Source organism: Pseudidiomarina planktonica (genome assembly GCF_900177775.1).
Classification (GTDB): Bacteria; Pseudomonadota; Gammaproteobacteria; order Enterobacterales; family Alteromonadaceae; genus Pseudidiomarina; species Pseudidiomarina planktonica.
Window position 1 is genome coordinate 877,803 of sequence record NZ_FXWH01000001.1, and the last position, 23,853, is coordinate 901,655.

Sequence of the window (23,853 nt, forward strand, 5' to 3'; positions counted from 1 at the left end):
CAGATCCAATGCGCATTGCAGTAGGCGTTGAATATAACGGCCAAAGTTACTTTGGCTGGCAACGCCAGCGTGACGTAAAGTCAATACAAAGTGAACTTGAACGAGCCTTTAGCGTTGTTGCCAACGAGCCTATTGCGCTCACCTGTGCCGGTCGTACTGATGCTGGCGTGCATGCCACGGCGCAAGTGGTGCACTTTGACACCCGGGCATTGCGGCCGGAAGGCGCCTGGACCATGGGCGTGAACTCTAATTTACCCGACGACATAGCGGTACGCTGGGCGCAGCCGGTTAGTAACGATTTTAATGCGCGTTTTAGTGCCACTGGTAGGCGCTATCGTTACATTATACTCAATACACGTTTACGCCCGGGGATAATGCGTGGCGGTGTTAGTCACTACCACCAACCGTTACAACTCGAGTTAATGCAGCAGGCGGCGCCGGCGTTGCTTGGCGAGCATGATTTTAGTGCGTTTCGCGCTGCACATTGCCAGTCTCACACACCGTTCCGTTGTTTAACGCACTTAACCTTGTCTCAACAGGGCCCTTACATAGTGGTTGATATTGCCGCCAATGCCTTTTTACATCATATGGTACGCAATATTGTGGGGAGCTTAATGACCATTGGTGCCGGCGAACGTCCGCCCGAGTGGCTGGCCGAGTTGTTGGCTGGAAAAGATAGAACTCTGGCTTCAGCAACCGCGAAGCCAAACGGTTTGTATTTGGTGGCAGTGGATTATCCGGCCGAATTTCGTATTCCGAAGACACCGCCCGGACCTCTTTGGTTATCCTGACTTAAGCGTAAGCCACACAGCTAAGACCACTTTTTACTGCACTCACGCCGCTGAATGTGCTTTAATATAGGCATTATCAGGCAAATTGTCGGGACTGTTTATCGGGATTTTCTAAAGATGTTTACCGGAACTCTTTACCGGAACTCTGTACGCCGATGACTAGTCAAACCCTTATGCTAATTTCGTAATGGAATGTTATGAGCTGGATTGAACGAATTCTTGCTAAACCCAAGAGCAATAAACGTCGAAATATTCCTGAAGGTGTGTGGAATAAGTGCAGCAGTTGCGATGCCATTATTTATGGTGCTGACTTAGAACGCAGCCTGGATGTATGTCCAAAGTGTGACCACCACATGCGCCAAACCGCGCGTCGTCGTTTGGAAACCTTTTTAGATACCGGCAGTGCTACCGAAATTGGTGCTGAGCTGGAGCCGAAAGACATACTCAAGTTCCGTGACTCGAAAAAGTACAAAGACCGCATTGCTGCGGCGCAAAAAGCAACCGGCGAAAAAGACGCTCTGGTTGCTCAGGAAGGCAAGCTGAAAGGTATTCCGTTAGTCGCGGTTGCGTTTGAGTTTAACTTCATGGGTGGCTCGATGGCTTCTGTTGTTGGTGCCCGCTTTGTGAAAGCTGCTGAGGTTTGTCTGGAAAAACGCATTCCGTTGGTATGCTTTTCAGCCTCTGGTGGTGCTCGTATGCAAGAGGCACTGATGTCGTTAATGCAAATGGCCAAAACATCGGCTGCACTGGCGCGCATGAGTGAAGAAGGTCTGCCATTTATTTCCGTTCTCACTGACCCGACCATGGGTGGTGTATCGGCGAGTTTGGCAATGCTGGGTGATATTAATATTGCCGAGCCGAAAGCACTGATTGGTTTTGCCGGCCCGCGTGTCATTGAACAAACCGTTCGCGAAACCTTGCCCGAAGGCTTCCAGCGCGCTGAATTCCTGCGTGATCATGGCGCCATCGATATCATTGTCGACCGTCGCCACATGCGCAATCGCATTGCTGGCTTGTTGTCGAAGTTCCAACACTTACCTGAGTTGGTTGACGAGTTGTAATTATGCCTAAGCCCCGGACGCTGGCTCCTGCAGCCAGCGCCAGTCTGGATGATTGGCTTCACTACCTGGAAAATTTGCATACCAAAACCATTGAGTTGGGGCTGGATCGTGTTAGTGAAGTAGCCGATAAGCTTGGTGTGCGGCAACCCAAAGTACCAGTTATCACTGTGGCTGGCACGAACGGCAAAGGTTCAACCGTACGTTATTTGGAAGTTATACTTCAGCATGCTGGTTACAGTACCGGCGTATATGTTTCTCCTCATCTTTATCATTACGCCGAGCGGGTTCGTTTAAACCAGCAACACCTGCCTGATGCCGAACACACGCAAGCCTTTGCGGCGGTTGAAGCCGCGCGCGGTGACACCTCACTAAGCTATTTTGAGTTTGGTACCCTGGCAGCTTTATGGCTATTTCAACAACACCAGCCCGATGTGATTATTCTGGAAGTTGGCTTGGGCGGGCGCCTGGACGCAGTTAATTGCGTAGCGCCGGATGTAGCCGTGGTTACCAGCATAGGGCTGGACCATTGTGACTGGCTGGGTGATACCCGCGAACTTATTGGATTTGAAAAAGCCGGGATTTTCCGCGCAGGTAAACACGCTGTATGCGGCGATCCCGATATGCCGGTAACTATTGGTGAACATGCGCAAGCCATTGGCGCAGTTTTGTCTCAAGTAGGTGAGCAGTTTAGCTACCAACGCGATACTGACCGCTGGCATTATCGCAGTGAAACGCTGAACTTAACTAATTTACCGCTGCCACAGTTACCATTAGCAAACGCAGCTACGGCTATCGCAGCATTAGAAGGCTTAGCGTTACCAGTTACCGCAGCGGCTATCGCACAAGGGATTGGCGAGGCGCGTCTGGCGGGCCGATTGCAACTGCTGCAAACCAATCCGCCAGTGTTGCTGGACGTAGCCCATAATCCCCATGCCGCTGCCTTTTTATGTGACACTGTGCAGGCACGCTTTAGCGACTATGACGTTATTGCGGTGATAGGTATGTTAGCCGACAAAGATATTCAGGGCAGCTTACAAGCGCTGCAACCGGTAGTGAGTGAATGGGCTTTGGCTAGTTTGTCAGAACCTCGTGGAGCCAGTGCCCAGGAGCTGCAACAGGCGCTGCCACCTACTAATGTACCTGTGAGTAAGCATGACTCTGTCGTAGCCGCTTTTGAGTATGCGAGAGAGCGCGCCAAAGCTGCATCGCGATCTACGCTGGTATTGGTGTGTGGGTCGTTTTACACTGTGGGCAAGATTCAAGCGAAGGAGTAAGTAAGTGGCTACCCAGTTACAGAACAGATTAGTCGGCACTGTTATCTTAGTCGCTTTGGCCGTGATTATTCTGCCGGACCTGCTCGACGGTCAGAAACGTGAACAACAGCAGGCTTACGAAACTATTCCTTTGCAACCTGAAGGTGAAGTACCTAGTGATGCGGTGCAGTTACCTGAGGTTGAACGTCAGCAATCGACTAACGCTGCTGATGCAGCGCTTGAAGTAACTGCCGACAACGCACCTGCGGTAAGCGACAAGAGCGCTAATGGCGAGGAAGGTTTCGCCGAAGCATTAGCTGAGCCGAAAGAAGCTACGGTTGGCGAGGAAGCGTTCGTGATTCAATTAGGCGTATTCCGCAACGCCGATTCGGTGCGTGAATTAGTCACTCAACTGAAAAGTGAAGGTTTCCGGGCTTATGCGTCGCCGGTGACTACCAGTAGCGGTGAATTGACCAAGCTTATGGTTGGCCCGGATGCCTCCAAAGACCGACTCGAAGGGCAACTTCAGCAGTTGCAGGCATTAACCGAGCTGCAGGGCAAAGTGTTAAAATACCAACCTTAAGCATAGCGTAAAAACTTGCGCATTCGCTGATTGATTCTGGTAGAATCCGCGCATATTTTGTCGCCTTACGAAGTATGCTGACGGGTTCGGTGTTGAGGTTCCGGCAGCAGTGCAAGGCCATTGATAAAGCGGACAAAAAAATGATTTGGATAGATTACGCTATCATTGGCATTATCGCGTTTTCAGCACTGATTAGTGTTGCCCGCGGCTTCGTACGCGAAGCAATCTCTTTAGTGGTCTGGGTTGCAGCTTTTTTTATTGCCAGCACCTTTTATCCCGACCTCGCTACTTACTTCACTAATTTTGATGATCCCCTGATTCGTAACGGCATTGCGATTGCGGCGCTATTTGTTGCCACGTTAATTGTTGGTGCCATTCTAAACTTTGTTATCGGCCAGCTGGTTGAGAAAACCGGGCTGTCGGGCACAGACCGTGTTTTAGGGCTGGTTTTTGGTGCTTTACGCGGCGTCCTTATTGTCGGGGCTCTGCTATTTTTTGTGGATTCTTTTACCACAATGTCAGGCGACGATTGGTGGCAGGAATCTACCTTGATTCCACATTTTGGTATTTTTATTCAATGGTTTTTTGAACACTTAGAAAATTCGTCGAGCTTCTTACCGAAGCAAAGCGTTTAACGAGGTCAAGTGGCATGTGCGGTATAGTTGGAATTGTTGGCAAGCAACCAGTAAATCAAGCGTTATATGATAGTTTAACCATGTTGCAGCATCGTGGTCAGGATGCCGCTGGCATTATGACTGTCGACAGCAATACGCTGCGACTGCGTAAGGCTAACGGCCTGGTCCGTGATGTTTTCCAAACGCGTCACATGCATCGCTTGCAGGGTAACATTGGCATTGGCCATGTACGCTATCCTACCGCGGGCAGCTCCAGCTCAGCTGAAGCACAACCTTTCTATGTGAATTCGCCCTACGGTATTGCCATGGCTCACAATGGCAACTTAACCAACGCTGCAGAGCTGCAGGAAACCCTGTTTCAGCAAGCGCGTCGGCATATTAATACCACTTCAGATTCAGAAATATTGCTAAATATATTTGCCCATCAGTTGTACCAAACTGACAATGATGCGGTGACTGTTGAGAACGTATTCAAAACAGTTACTGAAGTGCATCGCCAAATTCGTGGTGCCTACGCCGTTGTCGCCATGATTATTGGCCAGGGCATTGTGGCATTCCGTGATCCTTGGGGTATTCGTCCGTTGGCATTAGGTAAGCGCGAAACTCCGGAAGGGAACGAATACATCGTTGCTTCGGAAAGTGTTGCCATTGACGGCACTGGCTTTACCTTTATGCGTGATGTTGAACCTGGTGAAGCTATTTATATTACCGAATCGGGTGAATTGCATTCTCGCCAATGTGCCGACAATCCAGCGCATTGTCCCTGTATTTTTGAGTATGTTTACTTTGCCCGTCCAGACTCATTTATCGACAATATTTCGGTATATGCCTCGCGTGTGAATATGGGTCGTAAGCTGGGTGAAAAAATTAAGCGTGACTATGCTCATCTGGATATAGATGTGGTTATTCCGATTCCGGAAACTTCTTGTGATATCGCGCTGGAAATGGCTAATCTAATGGGTTTGCCGTACCGTCAGGGTTTCGTCAAAAACCGCTATATCGGCCGTACGTTCATCATGCCCGGACAAACGCAACGACGTAAGTCTGTGCGTCGTAAGCTGAATGCTATTAGCGCAGAGTTCCGCGGTAAAAATGTACTGCTGGTAGACGATTCCATTGTGCGCGGAACTACCTCTGAGCAAATTATTGAAATGGCCCGTGAAGCTGGTGCGAAAAAGGTTTACTTCGCTTCAGCTGCGCCGGAAATTCGCTTCCCGAACGTATACGGCATTGACATGCCAAGTGCGAACGAGCTGATTGGGCATGGCCGTGAAGCTGACGAAATTAACGCGCTGATTAAAGCTGATGGCTTGATTTATCAGGACTTAAGCGACTTGGTAGCTGCGGTTCAGGAAGAGAATCCATCGATTAAACGCTTTGAAACCTCAGTGTTTAGTGGCCAGTACATTACCGGCGACATTAACCAGGATTACCTGGAAAATCTCGATGCTGCGCGAAATGATAATGCCAAAACTTCACGCAGCAGCGATGCTGATAGTAATCTGGAACTCCACAACGAAGACGATTAATCCTGCTGGAACGGGTACACTGATCCAAGTTTAAGAATTTGGGTCAGTTCGTCCAGCGCGGTGCGCGACTCATCAAGTAGTGCCGGGTCGCGTAAGTCGTCTACTGCCAAACGATCACGATAGTGTTTATCCACCCAGTTATTCAAACGCTCAAACAAGCTGTCGTTCATCATTACCGCCGGATTTACCGCTGCCAACTCCTGATCGTTTAAAGCGACACGTAAGCGCAAACAAGCCGGACCGCCGCCATTGCGCATGCTCTGTTTCACATCAAAGTAATGCACCTGTCGAATAGGCGTATCACGACTGACTAAGTCAGCTAAATAACTAGCTACGCGATCATTTTCCTGACACTCGGTAGGCGCAATAATGGCCATGGTTCCGGCGCCGGTAGCAACCAGCTGGGTATTAAATAAGTAAGTTTGCACGGCATCTTGAACGGACACTTCACTGTCTTTTACTTCAATGAAGAAGAGTTCTTTTTCGCCGAACTTGTTTTGTATTTCACGTAATTTAGCGTCAGTGTTCAAGAATGCTTGCTGGTGATAAAAGAGCACATTCTGATTGCCCACTGCAATCACATCGTTGTGAAATACGCCTTGATCAATCACGGCCGGGTTTTGCTGCATAAATACGGCATTTTCATCACTCAAACCGTGTAGGCGCGCCAGAGCCTGACAGGCTTCGTAAGTTTGGCGGGCCGGGTATTTTTGCGGCGCTGGTTTGCTACTATCAAAGGCATAACGGCCATAAGTGAATAGTTCCACCCCAGCGTTGCCGTAGTCTGAGCATAAACGAGTATGATTTGCGGCACCTTCATCACCGAAGTGATCGTTGTCCGGCAAATGCAGGTGGTGTTCAAAATGCCGTGGATTGTTGAACATGGACTGCAAAATGCGGCCGCTAGTAACAGGTTCCAGCGAACGATGAAATTTATTGGTAAGGTTGGCCGGCGTAAAATGTACTTTGCCGTTACTGGTATCTGCACTTGGCGATACAGTAGCCGCATTCGCGGTCCACATGCTCGACGCTGAACTTACCGCCTGAAATAATTCTGGAGCCTGGGTAGCGGCTGCATGAATCACTTCATGGTCGTTACCTTTAAAGCCTAACCGGCGAAGTGCATAAGTATCTGGGCGTTCATGCGGTGCGAATACACCTTGTTGCAGGCCCATATCGCTTAACGCCTTCATTTTCTGAAGACCTTGCTTGGCTGCATCCCGTGGGCTTGACGCCGCTTTCGCGTTACTTTGAGAAGCAACATTGCCGAATGATAAACCGGCATAATTGTGCGTAGGGCCAACCAGCCCGTCAAAATTAACTTCGAAATGCTTCACTGTCACTGGGGACTCCTTGGATGCAGTTTAGTAATCAGATTAAATCTTATTATACGCATTGAATGTTGGCTTGTAAGCCTTTATTTTCAAGGCGTTGAGCCTTACTAACCAGAACTGAATGGTTATCAGAGCGCACCGAATTAATATTAAATTTTAGACTACAGGTTGTGTCGCACTGCAATTGTCGATATATCTTAAAAAGGATGAGATAAGCAGAACAAAACTTGCATCTGGACGCTGGAACACTTATATAAGGCGCATCTTCCTCTGTGACTGACATAGTTGAACGGCATTTGTCAGCATGACACGCACCAAATTCGAGACATAGAGTAACTCATGGCAAAATCGTTGGTTATTGTCGAGTCCCCGGCAAAAGCGAAAACCATCAATAAATATCTGGGTAGTGATTTCATTGTGAAATCAAGCGTTGGTCACGTCCGTGATTTACCAACGCGCAGCACCGAGAAAGTAAAGACCAAGTCACCAGCAGAAGTTCGGAAAATGTCGCCGGCGAAGAAAGAAGCTTATCGCCGCGACCGCGAGCAGAAGAAGCTGGTTGCGCGCATGGGGGTTGACCCTAATAACGACTGGGAAGCTCACTACGAGGTGTTGCCCGGTAAAGAAAAAGTTGTGAACGAACTGAAAAAACTGGCAGCAAAAGCTGACCACGTATTTCTCGCAACGGATTTGGACCGCGAAGGGGAAGCTATTGCCTGGCACTTGCGCGAGCTTATTGGTGGTGATGACAGTCGCTTCCAGCGCGTGGTATTCAACGAAATTACCAAAAACGCCATTCAGGAAGCGTTTTCGCAGCCGTCAGAGCTGAATCTGCATCGGGTGAACGCGCAGCAAACGCGGCGCTTCTTAGACCGCGTGGTTGGTTTTATGGTGTCGCCACTACTATGGAAGAAAGTAGCGCGGGGCCTTTCTGCCGGTCGGGTACAGTCGGTTGCTGTGCGCTTAGTGGTGGAACGCGAGCGTGACATTAAAGCCTTCGTGCCGGAAGAGTTTTGGGACATTCACGCCGATCTGAATACGCCTAAGGCGGAAGCACTGCGCATGCAGGTGAATCGCTACAAGGGTGAAAACTTCCGACCAAATAACAAGGCTGATACCGAGCAGGCAGTGAAAGCACTGCAGCAAGCTGACTATAAAATCACCAAGCGTGAAGACAAGCCAACCAGTAGCAAACCTTCGGCGCCTTTTATTACTTCAACGCTGCAACAAGCCGCCAGTACAAGGCTTGGCTTTGGCGTGAAGAAAACCATGATGATGGCGCAGCGTCTATATGAAGCCGGCCATATTACCTATATGCGTACCGACTCAACCAACCTCAGCAATGATGCTGTGGCCGCTTGCCGTGACTATATCGAACAGCAATTTGGCGATGCTTATTTACCGAAGCAAGCAACGCGCTATGGTTCTAAGTCGAATGCGCAGGAAGCTCACGAAGCCATTCGCCCGTCCAGTGTTACGGTTAAATCTGAACAATTGAAAGATATGGAACGCGATGCGCAACGTTTGTATGAGTTGATTTGGCGCCAGTTTGTGGCTTGCCAGATGACGCCGGCGCGCTACGATTCAACTACCTTAACGGCAACTGCCGGTGAGTTTGAACTGAAAGCACGTGGCCGCGTGCTGCGCTTTGCCGGTTGGACCAAAGTGCAACAGCCGGGCGGCAGCAAAAAAGACGAAGACACTACCTTGCCAGACGTGAAAGAGGGAACTTCGTTAACGCTTGAAAAGCTGGACCCACAGCAGCACTTTACCAAGCCTCCAGCTCGCTACAGTGAAGCCTCGCTGGTAAAAGAACTGGAAAAACGTGGTATTGGTCGACCTTCAACTTATGCTTCGATTATTTCGACCATTCAAGATCGCGGTTATGTACGCGTAGATAACAAACGTTTCTATGCCGAGAAAATGGGCGAAATTGTGAATGATCGGCTGGTGGAAAACTTCCAGGATCTGATGAATTACAATTTCACTGCCGAAATGGAACAGGCTCTGGACGATATCGCTACCGGCAATCGCCAGTGGAAGCAAACCTTGTCGGAGTTCTACGAGGAATTCAGCGCCAAGCTGGAACAGGCCGAGAAAGATCCACAAGAGGGTGGCATGCGCACCAATCAAATGGTGCTGACCGATATTGATTGCCCAACCTGTGGTCGCAAAATGGGTATTCGTACCGCTTCTACCGGCGTATTTCTGGGCTGCTCTGGTTATGATTTACCGGCCGCAGAGCGCTGCACTAAAACCATGAATCTGGTTTCTGGTGAAGAAGCGGTGAAGGTTGATGACGATGAAGAATTAGAAACCGAAGCATTACGGGCGAAAAAACGTTGTCCGAAATGCGGTACCGCCATGGACAGTTACCTGATTGACGAACAGCGTAAGCTGCACGTATGTGGTAACAATCCGGTGTGTGACGGCCAGTTGTTAGAGCAGGGCAAGTTCCGCATTAAAGGCTACGACGGGCCAACCATTGAGTGTGACCGTTGTGGTTCTGAAATGCAGTTAAAAACCGGCCGCTTCGGTAAGTACTTCGGTTGTACCAACGACGAGTGTAAAAATACCCGCAAGCTGCTCAAAAGTGGCGAGCCGGCACCACCAAAAGAAGATCCTGTGCCGTTACCTGAATTGCCGTGTGAAGACAGCGATGCTTACTTCGTGTTGCGTGACGGTGCCTCGGGTATCTTCTTGTCAGCCAATACTTTCCCACGCTCACGTGAAACCCGGGCAGTGAAAGTGGCTGAATTGAAACGCTTTAAAGACCGAATTCCCGAGAAGTTCCACTATCTGGCTGAAGCGCCGCTAAAAGATGATGACGGCAATGAAGCCATTGTCCGCTTTAGTCGTAAGCAGAAAGAGCAGTATGTGGTAACTGAAGTGAACAAGAAGCAGACCGGCTGGCAGGCGCACTACCACAAAGGTAAGTGGGAAATCACCGAAGGTAAAAAACGCGGTTCATAACTTACAGTAGTTGCAGTCTTCGTCGGCTTGAGGGCTGACGCAGGCTGAGCTAGTTTTACGGGTACTTCCCGTTGGGAGCTTCGTTGCTCTCACCCCCGCTCAGGACGAGCAGGGGAAAACTGTCAAGGACGCTGCTATGTACCTCGTTAAACCTGCTGTTAGCATTATTCCGCTCCTGTTATTGGGCAGCCATTCGGCATGGGCACAGCTGCCACCCTGCCAACCTTTGAATACCAGCGTTGAAATAGCCCCCGCGACGGTGCCAGAGCAAGCTAAGAAAGTTGCGATGCTGCTGCGCGAAGGGCTGTTAAAACCGCAACTCACCGCCATTCTTGAAAAACATTTCAATATTCATCTGGTTGACTGGCAAGCCTCACCGCACCATCGCTGGCCCAGTGAGTATCGGGTTGACGCCTGGTCCTGGGCGGAATTACTAAGCCGCGTATTAGAACCTTATGGCATGCAACTAATTATTCATGCCAATCGTAGTGCGGTAGTGCGCTATCGGTTCCCTACTGATTCGAAGCAACAATCATGAGTTACCGATGGATTCTGGTGATACTGATGCTTAGCGGCTGCCAACATAACCTGCAGAGCCTGCAGGAGGCACGTGAACGCTCGTTAGCTGAGCTTGATAGCGCAGACAGGTACTCGGCTCATCATTTAGCGCAACAACCCACTGTGAGCTTCTCTGAGCGTTTTTACGCACCACCGATACAAGCGCGTGATCAGCTCAAACCGGGCTGGTATTCCACCGAGGTAAATATCGAGTTGCGGGAATTTCCATTGCAACGGGCCTTGCAGCGACTGTTAGCCCCACATCAGCTGGCAGTACGTTTTCTGGATGATATCGATTCCGATCAGTTAGTCAGCGTGCGCCATCAAGGCACTATCGGCGGTGCACTGGAGCAAATTGGGCGCGATACCGGCTTTAGCTTTGTGGTGGAAGACCAATTGGTAACCTGGAGTAAGTTTCGGGTTGCCGAGTTCGATGTGGCATTTTTAGCCGGCAACACCAACTTCTTTTTGGGCGACAGCGCGGAAGCAAACAGCGTGCAGCAATCACGACCCGGTACGACGCCTGCAGCTACCGGTATCAATGCCAATAATCGCCAATTTCTAAATTTCAGTAGCCAGGATTTATCGGTTTGGGACGACTTAGAACAGGCCCTGACTATGCTGTTGTCCACCAGTGGTGAACTCAGCATTAATCAAAGTTCAACGTCGGTGCTGGTGCGCGATTATCCGCAGTATGTGGATCAGGTAGAGCATTATTTAAATCAGCAAAATCAACGTCTGACCCGCCAGATAGCCATGGACATTAAAGTGCTTGAAGTAACCTTTAATGAGCGTGACCAAACGGCTATTGACTGGCAACTGGTGCGGCAGGCCAATGGCATTGACAGCGTCATCAATGTGGCTGGACAACTTTTGGGTAGCGCTGTAAGCAGTGGTCAGGGACAACTGAGTTTGCAGCGTAATAGTGGCAGCTATGCAGGTTCCGGCGCCTTGCTTCAGGCATTACAGGAGCAGGGCGTCGTACAAGTAAGTAACCATCCACGATTGCTTAGTTTGAATAACCAGATTGCCAAAATTGTGCTGGAAGACAATGCAACTTACCTGGCGTCTGCCGGAACCACCAGCACTGCCAATGTGGGGTCCAGCGATGTGTTAATTCCGGGCGTTATCACCACCGGTTTTGAGTTATATGTGCTGCCCAAAGCAACGCAGGGGCAGGTGATTTTACAACTCTCAACCAGTTTGTCTGACTTGCAGAGTATCGATGAAGTGCGCTCCGGCGACATGTTGATTCAAACCCCGCACACCAATCGTAAAAATTTCTTTATGAAGGCTATGGTAGCCAATGGCGAAACGCTGCTGCTATCGGGGTTAAAAAATAGTCGCAAGGAACAACGTGAGCAGCAGTCGTTTGGTAGTTGGCTATTTGGTGGTGGACAGCGTGATCAGCACATGGGTAGCGAAACTTTACTGCTGATCACGCCGCATATTATTGAGCGGACCCTCTAATGGAGCAGCTTCACTATCATTTCAGCGCCTTTCGCGAAAGTGCCAGTAAACGTGAACTCAAGCTGTCCCGGCTGCGGCAGCGGGCGCAACAGCTGCAGTGTAACTATGTTGGTATATTTAAAACGGCCAGCACGAACTGGTTGTGCTTTGCTGACACCCCCGGGATTGATGGCGCTGCTGTGGTGCGCAGCCAGCTTAGCGCTACTAACGTACTTTACTTGTCCCGCTGTGGGCGCGACTACGTATGTGTGCACTGGCAGGGCGACAAACTTTGTTGCGCGCAAACTATGGCATTGACCCCCTTGCAGGACTATCTCACCAGTACTTTCGATAGCGCCGATGAAACCCTTGAAGTAATGCTGGCGCTGCCTTCGGGTGACGGCGTGCGGGCGCAATTGGCTGCCTTGTTTAAGCCTGGCCAGCTCAGTCAGCATGATCAGCCGTTAATCACCTCAAGTGCTAACTATTGTTTAGTGCCGCTGGCGCGGCTGCGGCGAGTGTTACAACCTTACCGCTATGTGCTGTGGGCTATCACCTTAGTGCTGGCGGTGGTCGTCGGTATTGGCTTGATGTGGCTGCAACAACCGGCTGTGGTTGCACCTGTGGTGCCGGCAGATCCGCAGCAACTTCGACTGGAACATGCAACTAGCAGAGGCGTTGCGGTAGCCAATACGTTGTCGTTGGTGAGTGTGTTGCAGCACACTCAGCGCTTATCGGGTTGGAAGTTGCAGCGCTTGGTGGTGGCTGAATCTAAGCCTGAGGTTGCTTTTTTGCAGGTGCAGTCGAGCTATGGCGATGTGACTTCGCTGCGCCAACAATTAGCGGCACTGCCGGTGCACTGGGAGTTTTCTCAACAAGGCGTGGTGCTGCAATTGCCACTTACTACTGAAGTGACTGAGGTAGTTGCTATGCCTGAGTTCGGTAACTTTGCCATTCAGGTGCAATGGCTGCTGGATGCGTTAGCGCGTTACTTACCGGGTATTCAGTTACAACTGGGACCCCAGCAAACCGAGCGTTATGGGCTCAACAGCCGCCAGTTACAGTTGAAGTTACCAAACCTGTATTCGGAGGATTTGGAAACGCTATTTAATATTCTAAAGTTGCTGCCAGTGCGGTTATTAAATATGGAGCTGACCTCGCAGCACTTTCAGTTAAGTGGTGATATGAACTTGATTATGTACGCCAAGGAGAACTCTCATGACTAGATTACAGGCCTGGTGGGTCGCTTTGCTAGTGCCGGCCGTGCTGTCTCAGGAAGTCATGGCCCAGCAACTGCCACTACCGCAGCAATTAGACGCGCAATTAATTGCCGCCGCGCGGGATCCGCAAGAAACTCAAACGCATCAGCAACTGGTGCGGTCATTGCGGAATCAGGAGTTAATGACTGAACAAGCCGCAGCCCAAGTGGTGCAACTGACTCATCAGCTGCAAGCGGCAAAAACGCTGGCTGAGTTGCGCAAGCTAGGTCAACAGCCTCGCGTGGACGCAAACACGGCGGGCAGTAACATCGAATTAGATCAATTCCGGTTGCGGGCGATAGTAGAAAATAGTCACCAATGGCTGGCGGAATTTGAGTATTTAAACAACCTGATTGCAGTAAGCGCCGGGCAGCGTTTATTAGGAATTATTGAGGTTGAACGCACCTCAGCAGGGTTGCAATTAAGCTATGGCGAGCAGTTGCGAGTGCTTAGCATTTTTTAGGGACAAAAAACGCCAATGCGCAGGAGGCGCTATGCATTTTTACGATATAGACGAACTGAATGGGGCTCAATTAAGTGAGCCAATTCTTGACTACTGTTTGCAATTTGTCGAGCGCTGGCACGCCAGTGATGCAGCTATTATTGCTACTGATAGCGGTAATCTTATTGCGTCTAAGCAAGCCTGGCAGCAGCACCAGTTAGAATTAACCAATTTACGTTGCTTGTTGGCGAAGCAGGGCATTGAGCTATACGCCGAAGGAGTCGCGGCGGCAACTACTATCAGAACCTTGTTGCACGATGCCGATGCGCGCCGTTTGCAAGACACCAGAGATGATCATTTAAATTTCGACCGAACTCAGGCGCAGCAAGCGTTAGAAGATATTGTTCAGGAAGGTATTCAATTAAATGCGTCCGACATTCATTTATTGTTTTTACCCTCCCACGCCACCTTAAGTTATCGGGTTGATGGGCGGTTACTTCGAAATTTACGGCGTAGCCGTGAAATTTTAACCGCCGCTATTGCTGCCGCTTTGAATACTCATTCTGACGACTTCCATCAGGTATTTGATGAACGCCGCCTGTCCAGCGCCAGTATTTCGCTTAGCGTGAGATCCCAGCATGGCGTGCAGCAAGTACGCCTGCGCACCCAAAAATCACCGACGCGGGATGGCTTTGCCGTAACTATGCGTATTCAACGTGATCAACAGGTAGCTAAGTTCGAAACATTAAAATTTCCGCCCGATATTGTGGCTGCGTTGCGGCTGACCATTGAGCGACCTACCGGGTTAGTGCTGGTGGTAGGTCCTACCGGACATGGCAAAACATCCACTTTAGCCGCTCTGCATTTATCGGTACCGCCGGATTTAAAGGTGATTTCACTGGAAGATCCAATCGAAATTATTCAACCCCATATTGAGCAGAAGCCGGTTACTGCTGACCACCCGGAGTTTAATTTTAACAACATGATCAAAGTAGCTTTACGAGAGGACCCAGATGTTATTTCGATTAGCGAAATTCGTGACCAAGCTACGGCGCAGGCAGCTTATACAGCGGCTTTAACCGGGCATTTGGTGTTTGCAACTATGCATGCTTACGACGCTTTTGGTGCGTTGCAACGGCTTCAGGATTTGGGTGTTTCACTGGCTGCGCTGGCACAGCCGGATGTGCTTCGTGGCATTGTCGCGCAGCGTTTATTGCAACACCGCTGCGACACTTGCCACAGCGCCGCGGCAACTGATTGTGCAAGTTGTCAGGGAACTGCAAAGCAGGGCCGGCGTTTACTGGTGGAATATTTACCAATGTCGGACGACCTCCGGACAGGCATGCTCACCGGCAATATGATAGCGGCGCGCGAGCAGCTTGAACAACAAGGTTGGCAGGGGTTACGGCAGCAGTTGCAGGCATCTGTGCAGCAGGCGGTTGCGCTAGCATGAAACGTAACCGGCAATTAGCCTTTGTGGAAGACTTTGCCCAGTGGCTGGACGACGGCTACAGCCCGTTGCGAGCTTGCCAGGTACTATTGCAGCATGCGCAGGCCCAGCGTTTGCAAGCTGAGCTACAACTTTTAAGCAGCATTTTGCAAACCCTAAGTCAGGGAAAACCACTGGTGGATGCACTACAACGGCATTTAGATGCTGACCTTTGCATGATGTTCGCGGTTGGTGAGCAAGCGGGTTGTTTGCAGCAATTACTGGTTGATTTTCAGGTGGCTGACAGCGAGCGCAGGCAAGCCCAGTTGGCTTTTATAAAACCTCTGCTATATCCGGCTGCGGTCAGCTTGTTCGCAGTTGGTGCTTGTTATTTTGTCGGTCAACGGATTTTACCCGGGCTGGCGCAACAGGTGCCGAAAGCCGATTGGCCGCTAGCAAGCCGGTGGCTGAGTCAGGCTGGAGAGCCGTGGCTAACCGTGACTTTGTTAGTAGTGCTCGGTAGCAGCATGTTGGTGCTATGGGGGCCACGCTGGTTACCGGGGCAAGCGAGCCGCGCCGGGTTATGGTTGGCTGCACGCGGAGCATTCCGAATTGGCCGCGGGTTCGGCGCTGTTATGTTACTGCAAAGCCTGGAGCTACTGCTGCGCCACGGCTATAACCTGGACCGGGCTGCGCAACTGTTGCAAGCCCAAAGCAGAAGTTGGCTGCATCCTCATTTGCAGTTAATTCGGCAACGGCTAGCCAAAGGGGAGCGAAATCTCGCGCAGGTGCTGGATACCGGTTTATTGTCACCGCGAATGCTCTTTCGGCTGAGTAACAGCAGTAGTGCGAGCCATCGTGAACGCGATGCCGATAGTTTGCATCAAGCAGCGCGTCGGGCTATTGCAGATGCGGTGTTTACCTTAAGTTGGACACGTTTACTACTGGTAGGTCTGCTGTATGCATTTATTAGTGTGTTGATGTTGCTGGTACTCGGCGGTACGGGTGCTTTGCTGATGTCAGTGGCCAGTTTCTAATCATTTTTATTTACTACAAAGTTTATTTACTACGAAGAATAAACGCAAAATTAAGGACATAACTTATGAAAAGGATTTCAGTAAGCAAGTTTAACCGTCGGCGCCGGCAGGGATTTACCTTTATCGAAGTGCTGGCGGTACTTAGTATCATTGCTGTAGCAACCGTTGGTTTAATGATGATGCGCGACTGGGCGGTGGGCAATTCCCGGGTTGCTGAAGCTAAAGCGCAATTGGCGACTATTCAATCTGGCGTGCGTTTGTGGCGGCCAAGATCTGGTATTTACACCGGTATTTCGGTTACGGCATTAACTGATATTGCTGCGCTCCCTACCAACTGGTCAACCGGGGAGCGAATGAATCCTTGGGGTGGCGATATTAGCGTGACTGTTGATGGCGCGGATAACTCCCGTTATACGGTTCGTTATACCGGTATTATGTATTCGGAGGAGGGCGCCCGGCTGGCGCATGATTTTGCCGAGCTGGCAGTGGTTGCAAGTTTCAGTGATGACACTTTTACCGTGACTTTCCAAGGTTAACGTCAAATGACCAGAGAGCACGGAAATATGTTAGTTGGCTGGGTTATAGCGCTGGGTTTAATGGCATCTGCAAGTCTCAGCTTGTTGCCATGGTTGCTAACGAGCAGTGAACTCGCGCAGCCGCCAACGCTCCCCACTTTAACCGTATGTCAGAATTACTGGTTGCGCGACCCTGCTCGCGGTGAACTGTTAGCTGCACAGCAACATTACTACGCTGCCGTTTCCTCTGATGAAGCGCCAGTGGTCTCCTGTCATGGGTAAGCAGCGGGGAATTATTCTGGCAGAAGTGGTGCTGGCTATTGTATTAAGTAGCGGTTTACTCGCTATTGTCGTGGGTTGGCAGCAGCGTCAACAACAGGTGGAGGCCTATGAGCAGCAGTTAGATTATGCCCGCCAACTGATGATGGTGTTGCAAAATTACCAGCAAGAATTCGGTAGCTATCCTGAGCATCTAGCCGAGATTGAGGCCAGTGGCTATTGGGAGAACGTTTTACCTACCGTGCAAAAAGCCGAGTGGCAGTGGGAATTTACGACACCATTTTTAGATATTCGCGCACAGTTGCCCTCGGCAGGTCAGGCGCGTTGGGTTGCAGCGCAGTTACCTGATGCTAGATCCAATAATACGGTACTGGAAATTCGCATGGTGCAAGCGGCCATCATTAATGCGGTTGATACCAGCGTGTTGCTGCATCGAGTTGCGGTGGCGGATAACCCGCAACTGAATCAATTGGCTACTCATATATCCATGCAGGGACACGATATTCGCGATGTTGGAACCCTAACTGCTAACGCGGTAACGGCGCAACAAGCCGATATGACGCGGGTGACTGCGAAGGAGCTGCGAGTGGAAAACGGCTTGAGGTTGAATAACACCAGTATGACCGCGGTAGGAAATCGTTTAACGGTAACCGCCGGGTTATTAGAGCTGCAAGGGCCTGTCACTATTTCCGGGTTACTGGATTTGCAGGGAAATAATTTAAGCGGCGTAAACCAACTCACGGCAAATCAATTGAATGTGCAGCAGGTGAGTGGTGAAAATGTCACTGCGAATGAAGTGACCACCGAACTGCTGCAGGTGGATGATCTTCAGGTGTCCGCTAATCTTACTCTGGCGCAGTTTCATAGCCATGACTTGCAGGTTGACTTGTTGACAGCCGACACGCTCACGGCGACAACCTTAAGCGCTAACCAAGCCACTATTAACCAACTGCAAGCGGATTACATTTACGCCACCGATGTTATTGCCGGAGCGCGTTCGATTAGTGAAAACTATGACTTAATTAACACCTACCGGGCCTTGTGGGAGCAATGTGTTGACGTAGGCGGCTGTCAGTAATGTATTTGCGCCGGCAAGCAGGGCAGGCAACAGTGGAAACCGCTCTGCTGTTGTCACTTATGCTGGTTATTAGTTTGCTGGCATTGCAGCTGCTGTGGATTTTCTGGCAGCAGCATACGCTGCAGCTGGCCACTAGCTATGCTTTACGTAGCGGGGCCATTGCCAACGGCAACCACAGTGACATGAGCACAACCTTGGTTAGCTTGCTAAGCAGCACGCAAATGCCGAAACTGGCGGCCGATGAGCAACCGGGGTTGGCCCTGGCAATGCGCGCTTACGCCACCGAATGGGTAAACTTTCAGCGTTTCGGCGAGGTTCGTATTTTACGTCCGGGCAAGGCCACCCAAAGAGAGTTTTCCGAGCCAAGGGTCGGTATTCAGAATCGGACTACTGAAGGTTTTCAACCGGGCTTAAGCCGAACTAAGCGTTTGCGGAAATGGACTGAAATTAGCGTGGATCATGCCCGTGCCCGTTATGCCGCAGCAACAGACAAGCCGGCCTGGCTGGCAGCCCGCCAGCTCGAAATTGAAGTAGTACTATGCATGCCACTGCAACTACCTGTGGCTGCGACGCTGCTGGCGGCCGTTCATAACTGGTGGACAGAGCACCCTGCCAATCACTTTTGTCGTGCCCGGCAGGTGTTAAGTAGTGACCCGCTGTGGCCGTTAAGTCACCGGCTTAGCGGACCCATGCTATCGGGTTTTCACTCCTCAGGATCGTGATAGTCTTCGCAGGCTTGCAGCGTGTTCTCAATCAAAGTCGCAACAGTCATGGGGCCAACGCCACCTGGTACCGGGGTAATGAAAGCGGCTCGTTCAGCGGCGGCAGTGAAACCAACATCGCCACATAACTGACCATCAGGTTTGCGGTTCATACCAACATCAATAACGATAGCGCCGGGTTTTATCCACTCGCCAGGAATGAATTCCGGCTTGCCTACCGCAACCACCAGTAAGTCAGCTCGTTCAATGTGCTGCTGCAGGTTTTTGGTAAAGCGATGACAAACCGTGGTGGTGGCGCCGCCCAGCAATAGCTCAAGGCTCATCGGGCGACCCACAATATTAGAGGCGCCAACAACAACGGCATGTAAGCCGTGTAAATCAATGCCCAGGCTATCAAGCATGGTAATAACACCTTTCGGTGTACAAGGGCGAAGGGCTGGGTTGCGTTGAGCCAGGCGGCCGATGTTATAAGGATGGAAGCCATCGACATCTTTGTCCGGGCGAATGCGCTCCAAAATGGCCTGCGAGTCGAGTCCTGCAGGAAGCGGTAGTTGCACCAAAATGCCATCTACGCTGGAATCATTATTCAGCTCATCAACAATCTGCTCAAGTTCTGCCTGAGTTGTTGTAGCTGGCAGGTCGTAGGCTTTGGAAGTAAAGCCAACTTCCTCGCAAGCACGACGTTTGCTGCCCACGTAAACTTCTGAGGCCGGATCGGTGCCAACCAGAACTACTGCGAGACCGGGCGCCCGGCGACCTGCCGCAGCTCGTTCGGCTACGCGGGTTTTAACCTGAGTACGCACGTTTTGGGCGATACGCTTTCCATCAATCAGTTGTGCAGACATATAAGACGCTTCTAAAGGTTGTTGCATGAATAATCAGAGGCGCTATTTTCGCAGATAATTGGATGCGGGTGTAGCGCAAATCACGAAAACCTCGGTAAGTTGTTGCAAAAGTAAGCAGTTAAAGGTTTCCAGCAAAAAAGTGTTTGACGGTAATGGGTGCAAACGGTAATATTCGCCCCCGTTGTCAGGCAGCGCTGCAATAACCTTTTGCAGATGTTCCAGGGCAACCTTTGTAAACGAAGTTTCAAGCAAAATGTCGGTGATTAGCGCAGCTTGGTAGCGCACTTGGTTTGGGTCCAAGGGGTCGCAGGTTCAAATCCTGCATCACCGACCACTTTGTTCAATGCTTAGTTTTGCAGAATAGATTAGGGTTTCGCTATTGTGCGCCCGTAGCTCAGTTGGATAGAGCAACGGCCTTCTAAGCCGTGGGTCGCAGGTTCGAATCCTGCCGGGTGCGCCAGTTAGCACCTTAGGCTTAAAGTTCGTGTAAGTCAGTCAGTGGTGGCTGTAGCTCAGTTGGTAGAGCCCCGGATTGTGATTCCGGTTGTCGTGGGTTCAAATCCCATCAGCCACCCCATTTCTTTAACTCACGCAAGTGAGTCTGAATAAAAGTCATTTGTCGGTGATTAGCGCAGCTTGGTAGCGCACTTGGTTTGGGTCCAAGGGGTCGCAGGTTCAAATCCTGCATCACCGACCACTTCTTTATATACCCCGTTCATTGTTAGTTTCATTCTTCCTTATCGTTATCTAAATCATGATTTTACTGTTGTTGTACTTTCGTAAGTCCTTTGTGTAGTCTTAGGTCATCTTTACACTTTGCCTAAACCACAGGATTCTGATCAACTATGACTGACAAGGGGTTTGACCAGCTAATTCTGGAAATTTCGACTCAGCTGATTAATTGCCATCAGAATGACTTCGCGGCACATATTGATTCGGCGCTGGAAGCACTGGGACGGTTTGGCGATAAAGACCGCTGCTATGTATTCTTATTTAATGAAAATATTACCAGCATGGATAATGTTTACGAATGGGTAAGCACTGGTATATCTCCGCACAAAGACGACCTGCAGAATATTACTGAAACCATGTTGCCATGGTTTTTTCAGGCCATCAAAGAACAAGACTACGTGTCTATTTCCGATACGAGGGAACTACCACCTGCGGCGACTGCTGAAAAAGAAGAATTTAAGCGCGAAAATATTCAGTCGGTACTGTGCGTACCTATGCGCTTGAGTGGTCGCCTGATTGGTTTTGTTGGCTGTGACTTAGTGAATCGAAGGAAAGACTGGTTAGCAAGCGACGTGCGCGAGCTACAAATTATCTCCGATATGCTGGCCAATACTATTGCTCGCCAAGCTACTGAAACCAAACTACGCGAGGTGGAAGCCGAACTGCGCGAAGCGAATCAGCGGTTGCAGCGGCAGGCCATGGAAGATGGTTTAACCGGAGTCGGTAATCGCCGCGCGCTGGATGAGCGGATCGAGCAGGAACTGGCTCGCTGCGTGCGCCACGGGCGTTTGCTGAGTCTGATGCTGATTGATGTTGACTACTTCAAGCCATTTAATGACGAGATGGGGCACGTGTTAGGCGATGCTGTTTTGCAACGGGTTGCTTGTGAAATTCGCAGTAGCTTTATGCGTCATGACGAGTTTGTCGCTCGCTACGGCGGTGATGAGTTTATGGTGTTGTGTGCGGAACTATCGTCAGTAGAAGTGTTGCAACGCGCGCAGCGCTTGAATGAAAAAATTAGTCAGATAGAAATTGCAGGTATTAACCGCAAGCTCACGGTAAGTATAGGTGTGGCTACGATTCGGCCCGACACCATGACCACCCCTGAGGCTTTAATAGAAATTGTTGATAAAGCCACCTACGAAGCCAAAGCGCAAGGTCGAAACCGCAGTCACGCGGTGGTGATGGACCGACTCTAACCGGTTTGGTCGGTTATTTTATCGCTCAACTTACGTATTTTATGGCGCAGCTGTAGCTGTTCCATAACCTGCCGGGATAACGCCTGTAGCGCGTTCTGCTGGGTTGGCGTAATACGATTAGGCTTAGTGTCGATAACGCACAAGGAGCCCAGCGCATGGCCAGCATCGGTTAATAGGGGCGCGCCGGCGTAAAAACGAATATAGGGGTGACCGGTTACCAAGGGGTTATTCGCAAAGCGCACATCTTTAGTGGCATCTTCGATCACCATTATTTGCCCCGGATTCATAATCGCGTAGGCACAAAAAGAATGGTCACGTGGGGTTTCATCAACGCCAATATCTACCCCGGCTGCTGATTTAAACCACTGGCGATAGCTATCAATAAAAGAAATTAACGCAATAGGTGCCTGACAAATGGTAGCAGCTAACTGCGTCAGGTCGTCGTAACTTTGCTCTGGCAGCGTATCCAGAATATTGAAATCCTGCAGAGATAACAGGCGTTCGGCTTCATTGAAAGGTTGGGGTGCACCCACGAGACGTCTCCTCGGTAACAAGCATGACTGCTTAGATTGCATGTTGACACCTGAGATCTAACCATCAGATAGCGTCAGTAATTGTTTAAAAATACCAGATTCTGGCGCACATTGCGAAAGCAAATGAGCAGGAAGAATAGTTTGCTTTGCGAAAAAAACCACTTCAACGCTCGACTACTGTAGTATGGCTCGCTATAATGTTGCGTCATTTTTGGGGCCCGTTCAGTGGGCCAACACAAGCGCGTAGGGTGAAGTAAATCGCTCTGCGGCACCACGAACAGTGAAGCCGAGGTAAAGAAGCAATGCAGGTTTCTGTAGAGACAACGCAGGGATTAGAACGCCGCGCAACCATTACGGTACCGGCGGAGACAATCGACAACGAAGTGAAGCGTCTGTTAAAAGACGAGTATCGTAACCGTCGCATAAACGGCTTCCGCAAAGGCAAAGTGCCGCCAAACGTATTACAAAAACTATACGGCAAAGAAGCGCGGGCGCGGGCTGCATCAAACCTGATGCAAAGCAAATACTTTGAAGCCATGATGCAGGAAAAAATTAACCCTGCAGGTGCTCCAGCTATTGAACCTAAAGTGAATGAACCAGGTAAAGACCTTGAGTTCGTTGCTACTTTCGAAGTGTATCCGGAAGTGAAGGTTAACGCTTTAGACAAAGTTAAAATTGAAAAGCCGGATGTTGAAGTAACCGATAAAGACGTTGATACGATGATGGAAACATTACGTAAGCAACACGCTGGCTGGAAAGAAGTGAAGCGTAAGTCGAAAAAAGGTGAGCGCATCACTATCGATTTCACTGGTTCTATTGATGGCGAAGAATTTGAAGGTGGTAAAGCCACTGATTTCGCTCTAGAACTTGGCGAAGGTCGGATGATTCCAGGTTTTGAAGACGGCGTTATTGGTATGAAAGCCGGCGAAGAGAAAACCATTGAAGTGAACTTCCCTGATGATTACCACGCAGAAAACTTGAAAGGCAAGAAAGCAGAATTTGCGATTGTTGCCAAAAAAGTAGAAGAGCGTGAGTTACCGGAAGTAAACGACGAATTCGTTGCTTTATTCGGTGTGAATGAAGGCGGCGTTGAAGCGCTTAAAGCTGAAGTTCGCAAGAATATGGAACGTGAGCTGAGCAACACGCTGAAAGGTAAAGTGAAAGAGCAGGTCTTAAAAGGCTTGGTCGAGAACAACGAAGTTGATTTACCGAAGTCAATGATTGACCAGGAAGTTGATGCTTTACGTAGCCAGGCAATGCAGCGTTTTGGTGAAAATCAGCCGAATATGCCGGAATTGCCAGCCGATCTGTTTGAAGAACAGGCGAAAGAGCGGGTTAAAGTAGGTTTGTTGTTAGGCGAAGTGATTCGTGGCAACGACCTGAAAGTTGACGAGAAAAAAGTTGACGAAATTATCGCCAACAATGCGTCTGCTTACGAAGATCCAGAAGAAGTTGTCGCCTATTACAAAGGCAATAAAGAACTGATGCAACAAGTGCGCAATGTGGCTTTAGAAGAACAAGCCATTGACTTTATTCTTGAGCAAGCGAAAGTGACCAAGAAGAAAGCAAGTTTTGATGATTTGATGAATCCAAAACAGCAATAAGTTGACGCATCAG

22 protein-coding genes and 4 tRNA genes are annotated in these 23,853 nt (G+C 50.0%); 23 read left to right on the plus strand and 3 right to left on the minus strand.

The features are described 5' to 3' along the window. The first annotated feature begins 8 nt into the window (after positions 1–8). The 6 genes from truA to purF all read left to right on the plus strand — a co-directional run bounded on the left by truA (position 9) and on the right by purF (position 5,852). Entirely contained in the window at positions 9–791 is a 783-nt protein-coding gene (gene truA, locus CCE91_RS04090; RefSeq protein WP_086433975.1) for a tRNA pseudouridine(38-40) synthase TruA, read from the plus strand. Positions 792–988: 197 nt separating this feature from the next. Next, positions 989–1,852, plus strand: a complete 864-nt coding sequence (gene accD / locus CCE91_RS04095; protein ID WP_086433976.1) for an acetyl-CoA carboxylase, carboxyltransferase subunit beta — start codon at positions 989–991, stop codon at positions 1,850–1,852. 2 nt (positions 1,853–1,854) lie between these two features. Next, positions 1,855–3,126 (plus strand): bifunctional tetrahydrofolate synthase/dihydrofolate synthase, encoded by a 1,272-nt coding sequence (gene folC / locus CCE91_RS04100; RefSeq protein WP_086433977.1) that lies wholly within the window; start codon positions 1,855–1,857, stop codon positions 3,124–3,126. Between the two features lie 4 nt (positions 3,127–3,130). Next, positions 3,131–3,688 carry an SPOR domain-containing protein gene (locus CCE91_RS04105; RefSeq protein ID WP_086433978.1) on the plus strand — a complete coding sequence of 186 codons (558 nt, stop codon included), beginning with the start codon at positions 3,131–3,133 and terminating at the stop codon, positions 3,686–3,688. Between the two features lie 140 nt (positions 3,689–3,828). Then, on the plus strand, positions 3,829–4,323 hold the full coding sequence (locus CCE91_RS04110; RefSeq protein WP_086434822.1) for a CvpA family protein: 495 nt from the start codon (positions 3,829–3,831) through the stop codon (positions 4,321–4,323). Positions 4,324–4,337: 14 nt separating this feature from the next. Continuing rightward, positions 4,338–5,852 (plus strand): amidophosphoribosyltransferase, encoded by a 1,515-nt coding sequence (gene purF / locus CCE91_RS04115; RefSeq protein ID WP_086433979.1) that lies wholly within the window; start codon positions 4,338–4,340, stop codon positions 5,850–5,852. Here the strand turns inward: purF and astB are convergent. Then, complete coding sequence (astB, locus tag CCE91_RS04120) at positions 5,849–7,189, minus strand: N-succinylarginine dihydrolase (RefSeq protein ID WP_086434823.1); 1,341 nt, start codon at positions 7,187–7,189, stop codon at positions 5,849–5,851. The two genes, purF and astB, sit on opposite strands and share 4 nt — an antisense overlap. 336 nt (positions 7,190–7,525) lie before the next feature. On the opposite strand from astB, the gene topA reads away from it, so the two are divergent. The 11 genes from topA to CCE91_RS04175 all read left to right on the plus strand — a co-directional run bounded on the left by topA (position 7,526) and on the right by CCE91_RS04175 (position 18,927). Continuing rightward, positions 7,526–10,159, plus strand: coding sequence for a type I DNA topoisomerase (gene topA, locus CCE91_RS04125; protein WP_086433980.1), 2,634 nt, complete (start codon positions 7,526–7,528; stop codon positions 10,157–10,159). 136 nt (positions 10,160–10,295) lie between these two features. Continuing rightward, positions 10,296–10,697, plus strand: a complete 402-nt coding sequence (locus CCE91_RS04130) for a hypothetical protein (RefSeq protein ID WP_086433981.1) — start codon at positions 10,296–10,298, stop codon at positions 10,695–10,697. After that, a complete protein-coding gene (locus tag CCE91_RS04135; RefSeq protein ID WP_086433982.1) occupies positions 10,694–12,187 on the plus strand; it encodes a hypothetical protein in 1,494 nt (497 codons plus the stop codon). Before CCE91_RS04130 ends, CCE91_RS04135 begins: the two co-directional genes overlap by 4 nt. Then, positions 12,187–13,392, plus strand: coding sequence for a hypothetical protein (locus tag CCE91_RS04140; protein ID WP_086433983.1), 1,206 nt, complete (start codon positions 12,187–12,189; stop codon positions 13,390–13,392). The genes CCE91_RS04135 and CCE91_RS04140 overlap by 1 nt, the downstream gene beginning before the upstream one ends. Next, the gene (locus CCE91_RS04145) at positions 13,385–13,888 is read left to right on the plus strand and encodes a hypothetical protein (protein ID WP_086433984.1); all 504 of its coding nucleotides are present in this window, start codon (positions 13,385–13,387) and stop codon (positions 13,886–13,888) included. The genes CCE91_RS04140 and CCE91_RS04145 overlap by 8 nt, the downstream gene beginning before the upstream one ends. A 31-nt stretch (positions 13,889–13,919) precedes the next feature. Beyond that, positions 13,920–15,320, plus strand: coding sequence for a GspE/PulE family protein (locus tag CCE91_RS04150; protein WP_157984135.1), 1,401 nt, complete (start codon positions 13,920–13,922; stop codon positions 15,318–15,320). Further along, positions 15,317–16,333: a type II secretion system F family protein gene (locus CCE91_RS04155; protein WP_086433986.1), complete on the plus strand. Its 1,017-nt coding sequence runs from the start codon at positions 15,317–15,319 to the stop codon at positions 16,331–16,333. Before CCE91_RS04150 ends, CCE91_RS04155 begins: the two co-directional genes overlap by 4 nt. A gap of 65 nt (positions 16,334–16,398) precedes the next feature. Then, positions 16,399–16,869 carry a type II secretion system protein gene (locus tag CCE91_RS04160; RefSeq protein WP_086433987.1) on the plus strand — a complete coding sequence of 157 codons (471 nt, stop codon included), beginning with the start codon at positions 16,399–16,401 and terminating at the stop codon, positions 16,867–16,869. A 6-nt stretch (positions 16,870–16,875) separates the two neighbouring features. Further along, positions 16,876–17,130 (plus strand): hypothetical protein, encoded by a 255-nt coding sequence (locus CCE91_RS04165; RefSeq protein ID WP_126797157.1) that lies wholly within the window; start codon positions 16,876–16,878, stop codon positions 17,128–17,130. Further along, complete coding sequence (locus CCE91_RS04170) at positions 17,123–18,205, plus strand: hypothetical protein (RefSeq protein WP_086433989.1); 1,083 nt, start codon at positions 17,123–17,125, stop codon at positions 18,203–18,205. The genes CCE91_RS04165 and CCE91_RS04170 overlap by 8 nt, the downstream gene beginning before the upstream one ends. Continuing rightward, positions 18,205–18,927 carry a TadE/TadG family type IV pilus assembly protein gene (locus CCE91_RS04175; RefSeq protein ID WP_086433990.1) on the plus strand — a complete coding sequence of 241 codons (723 nt, stop codon included), beginning with the start codon at positions 18,205–18,207 and terminating at the stop codon, positions 18,925–18,927. Before CCE91_RS04170 ends, CCE91_RS04175 begins: the two co-directional genes overlap by 1 nt. Here CCE91_RS04175 and folD read toward each other — a convergent pair. After that, positions 18,909–19,772 (minus strand): bifunctional methylenetetrahydrofolate dehydrogenase/methenyltetrahydrofolate cyclohydrolase FolD, encoded by an 864-nt coding sequence (folD, locus tag CCE91_RS04180; RefSeq protein WP_086433991.1) that lies wholly within the window; start codon positions 19,770–19,772, stop codon positions 18,909–18,911. The genes CCE91_RS04175 and folD overlap by 19 nt on opposite strands. A gap of 257 nt (positions 19,773–20,029) precedes the next feature. On the opposite strand from folD, the gene CCE91_RS04190 reads away from it, so the two are divergent. The 5 genes from CCE91_RS04190 (at position 20,030) to CCE91_RS04210 (ending at position 21,703) form a co-directional block, all read left to right on the plus strand. After that, positions 20,030–20,106 (plus strand) — tRNA-Pro (locus tag CCE91_RS04190). Positions 20,107–20,155: 49 nt separating this feature from the next. Then, positions 20,156–20,232, plus strand: a tRNA-Arg gene (locus CCE91_RS04195). Positions 20,233–20,273: 41 nt separating this feature from the next. After that, positions 20,274–20,349, plus strand: a tRNA-His gene (locus tag CCE91_RS04200). 43 nt (positions 20,350–20,392) lie between these two features. Beyond that, positions 20,393–20,469 (plus strand) — tRNA-Pro (locus CCE91_RS04205). 148 nt (positions 20,470–20,617) lie between these two features. Further along, positions 20,618–21,703, plus strand: coding sequence for a diguanylate cyclase (locus CCE91_RS04210; protein ID WP_086433993.1), 1,086 nt, complete (start codon positions 20,618–20,620; stop codon positions 21,701–21,703). Here the strand turns inward: CCE91_RS04210 and CCE91_RS04215 are convergent. Continuing rightward, positions 21,700–22,236, minus strand: coding sequence for a GAF domain-containing protein (locus tag CCE91_RS04215; RefSeq protein WP_086433994.1), 537 nt, complete (start codon positions 22,234–22,236; stop codon positions 21,700–21,702). The genes CCE91_RS04210 and CCE91_RS04215 overlap by 4 nt on opposite strands. Positions 22,237–22,538: 302 nt before the next feature. Between CCE91_RS04215 and tig the strand changes: the two genes are divergently transcribed. Further along, on the plus strand, positions 22,539–23,840 hold the full coding sequence (gene tig / locus CCE91_RS04220) for a trigger factor (protein WP_086433995.1): 1,302 nt from the start codon (positions 22,539–22,541) through the stop codon (positions 23,838–23,840). Positions 23,841–23,853: the final 13 nt, after the last annotated feature.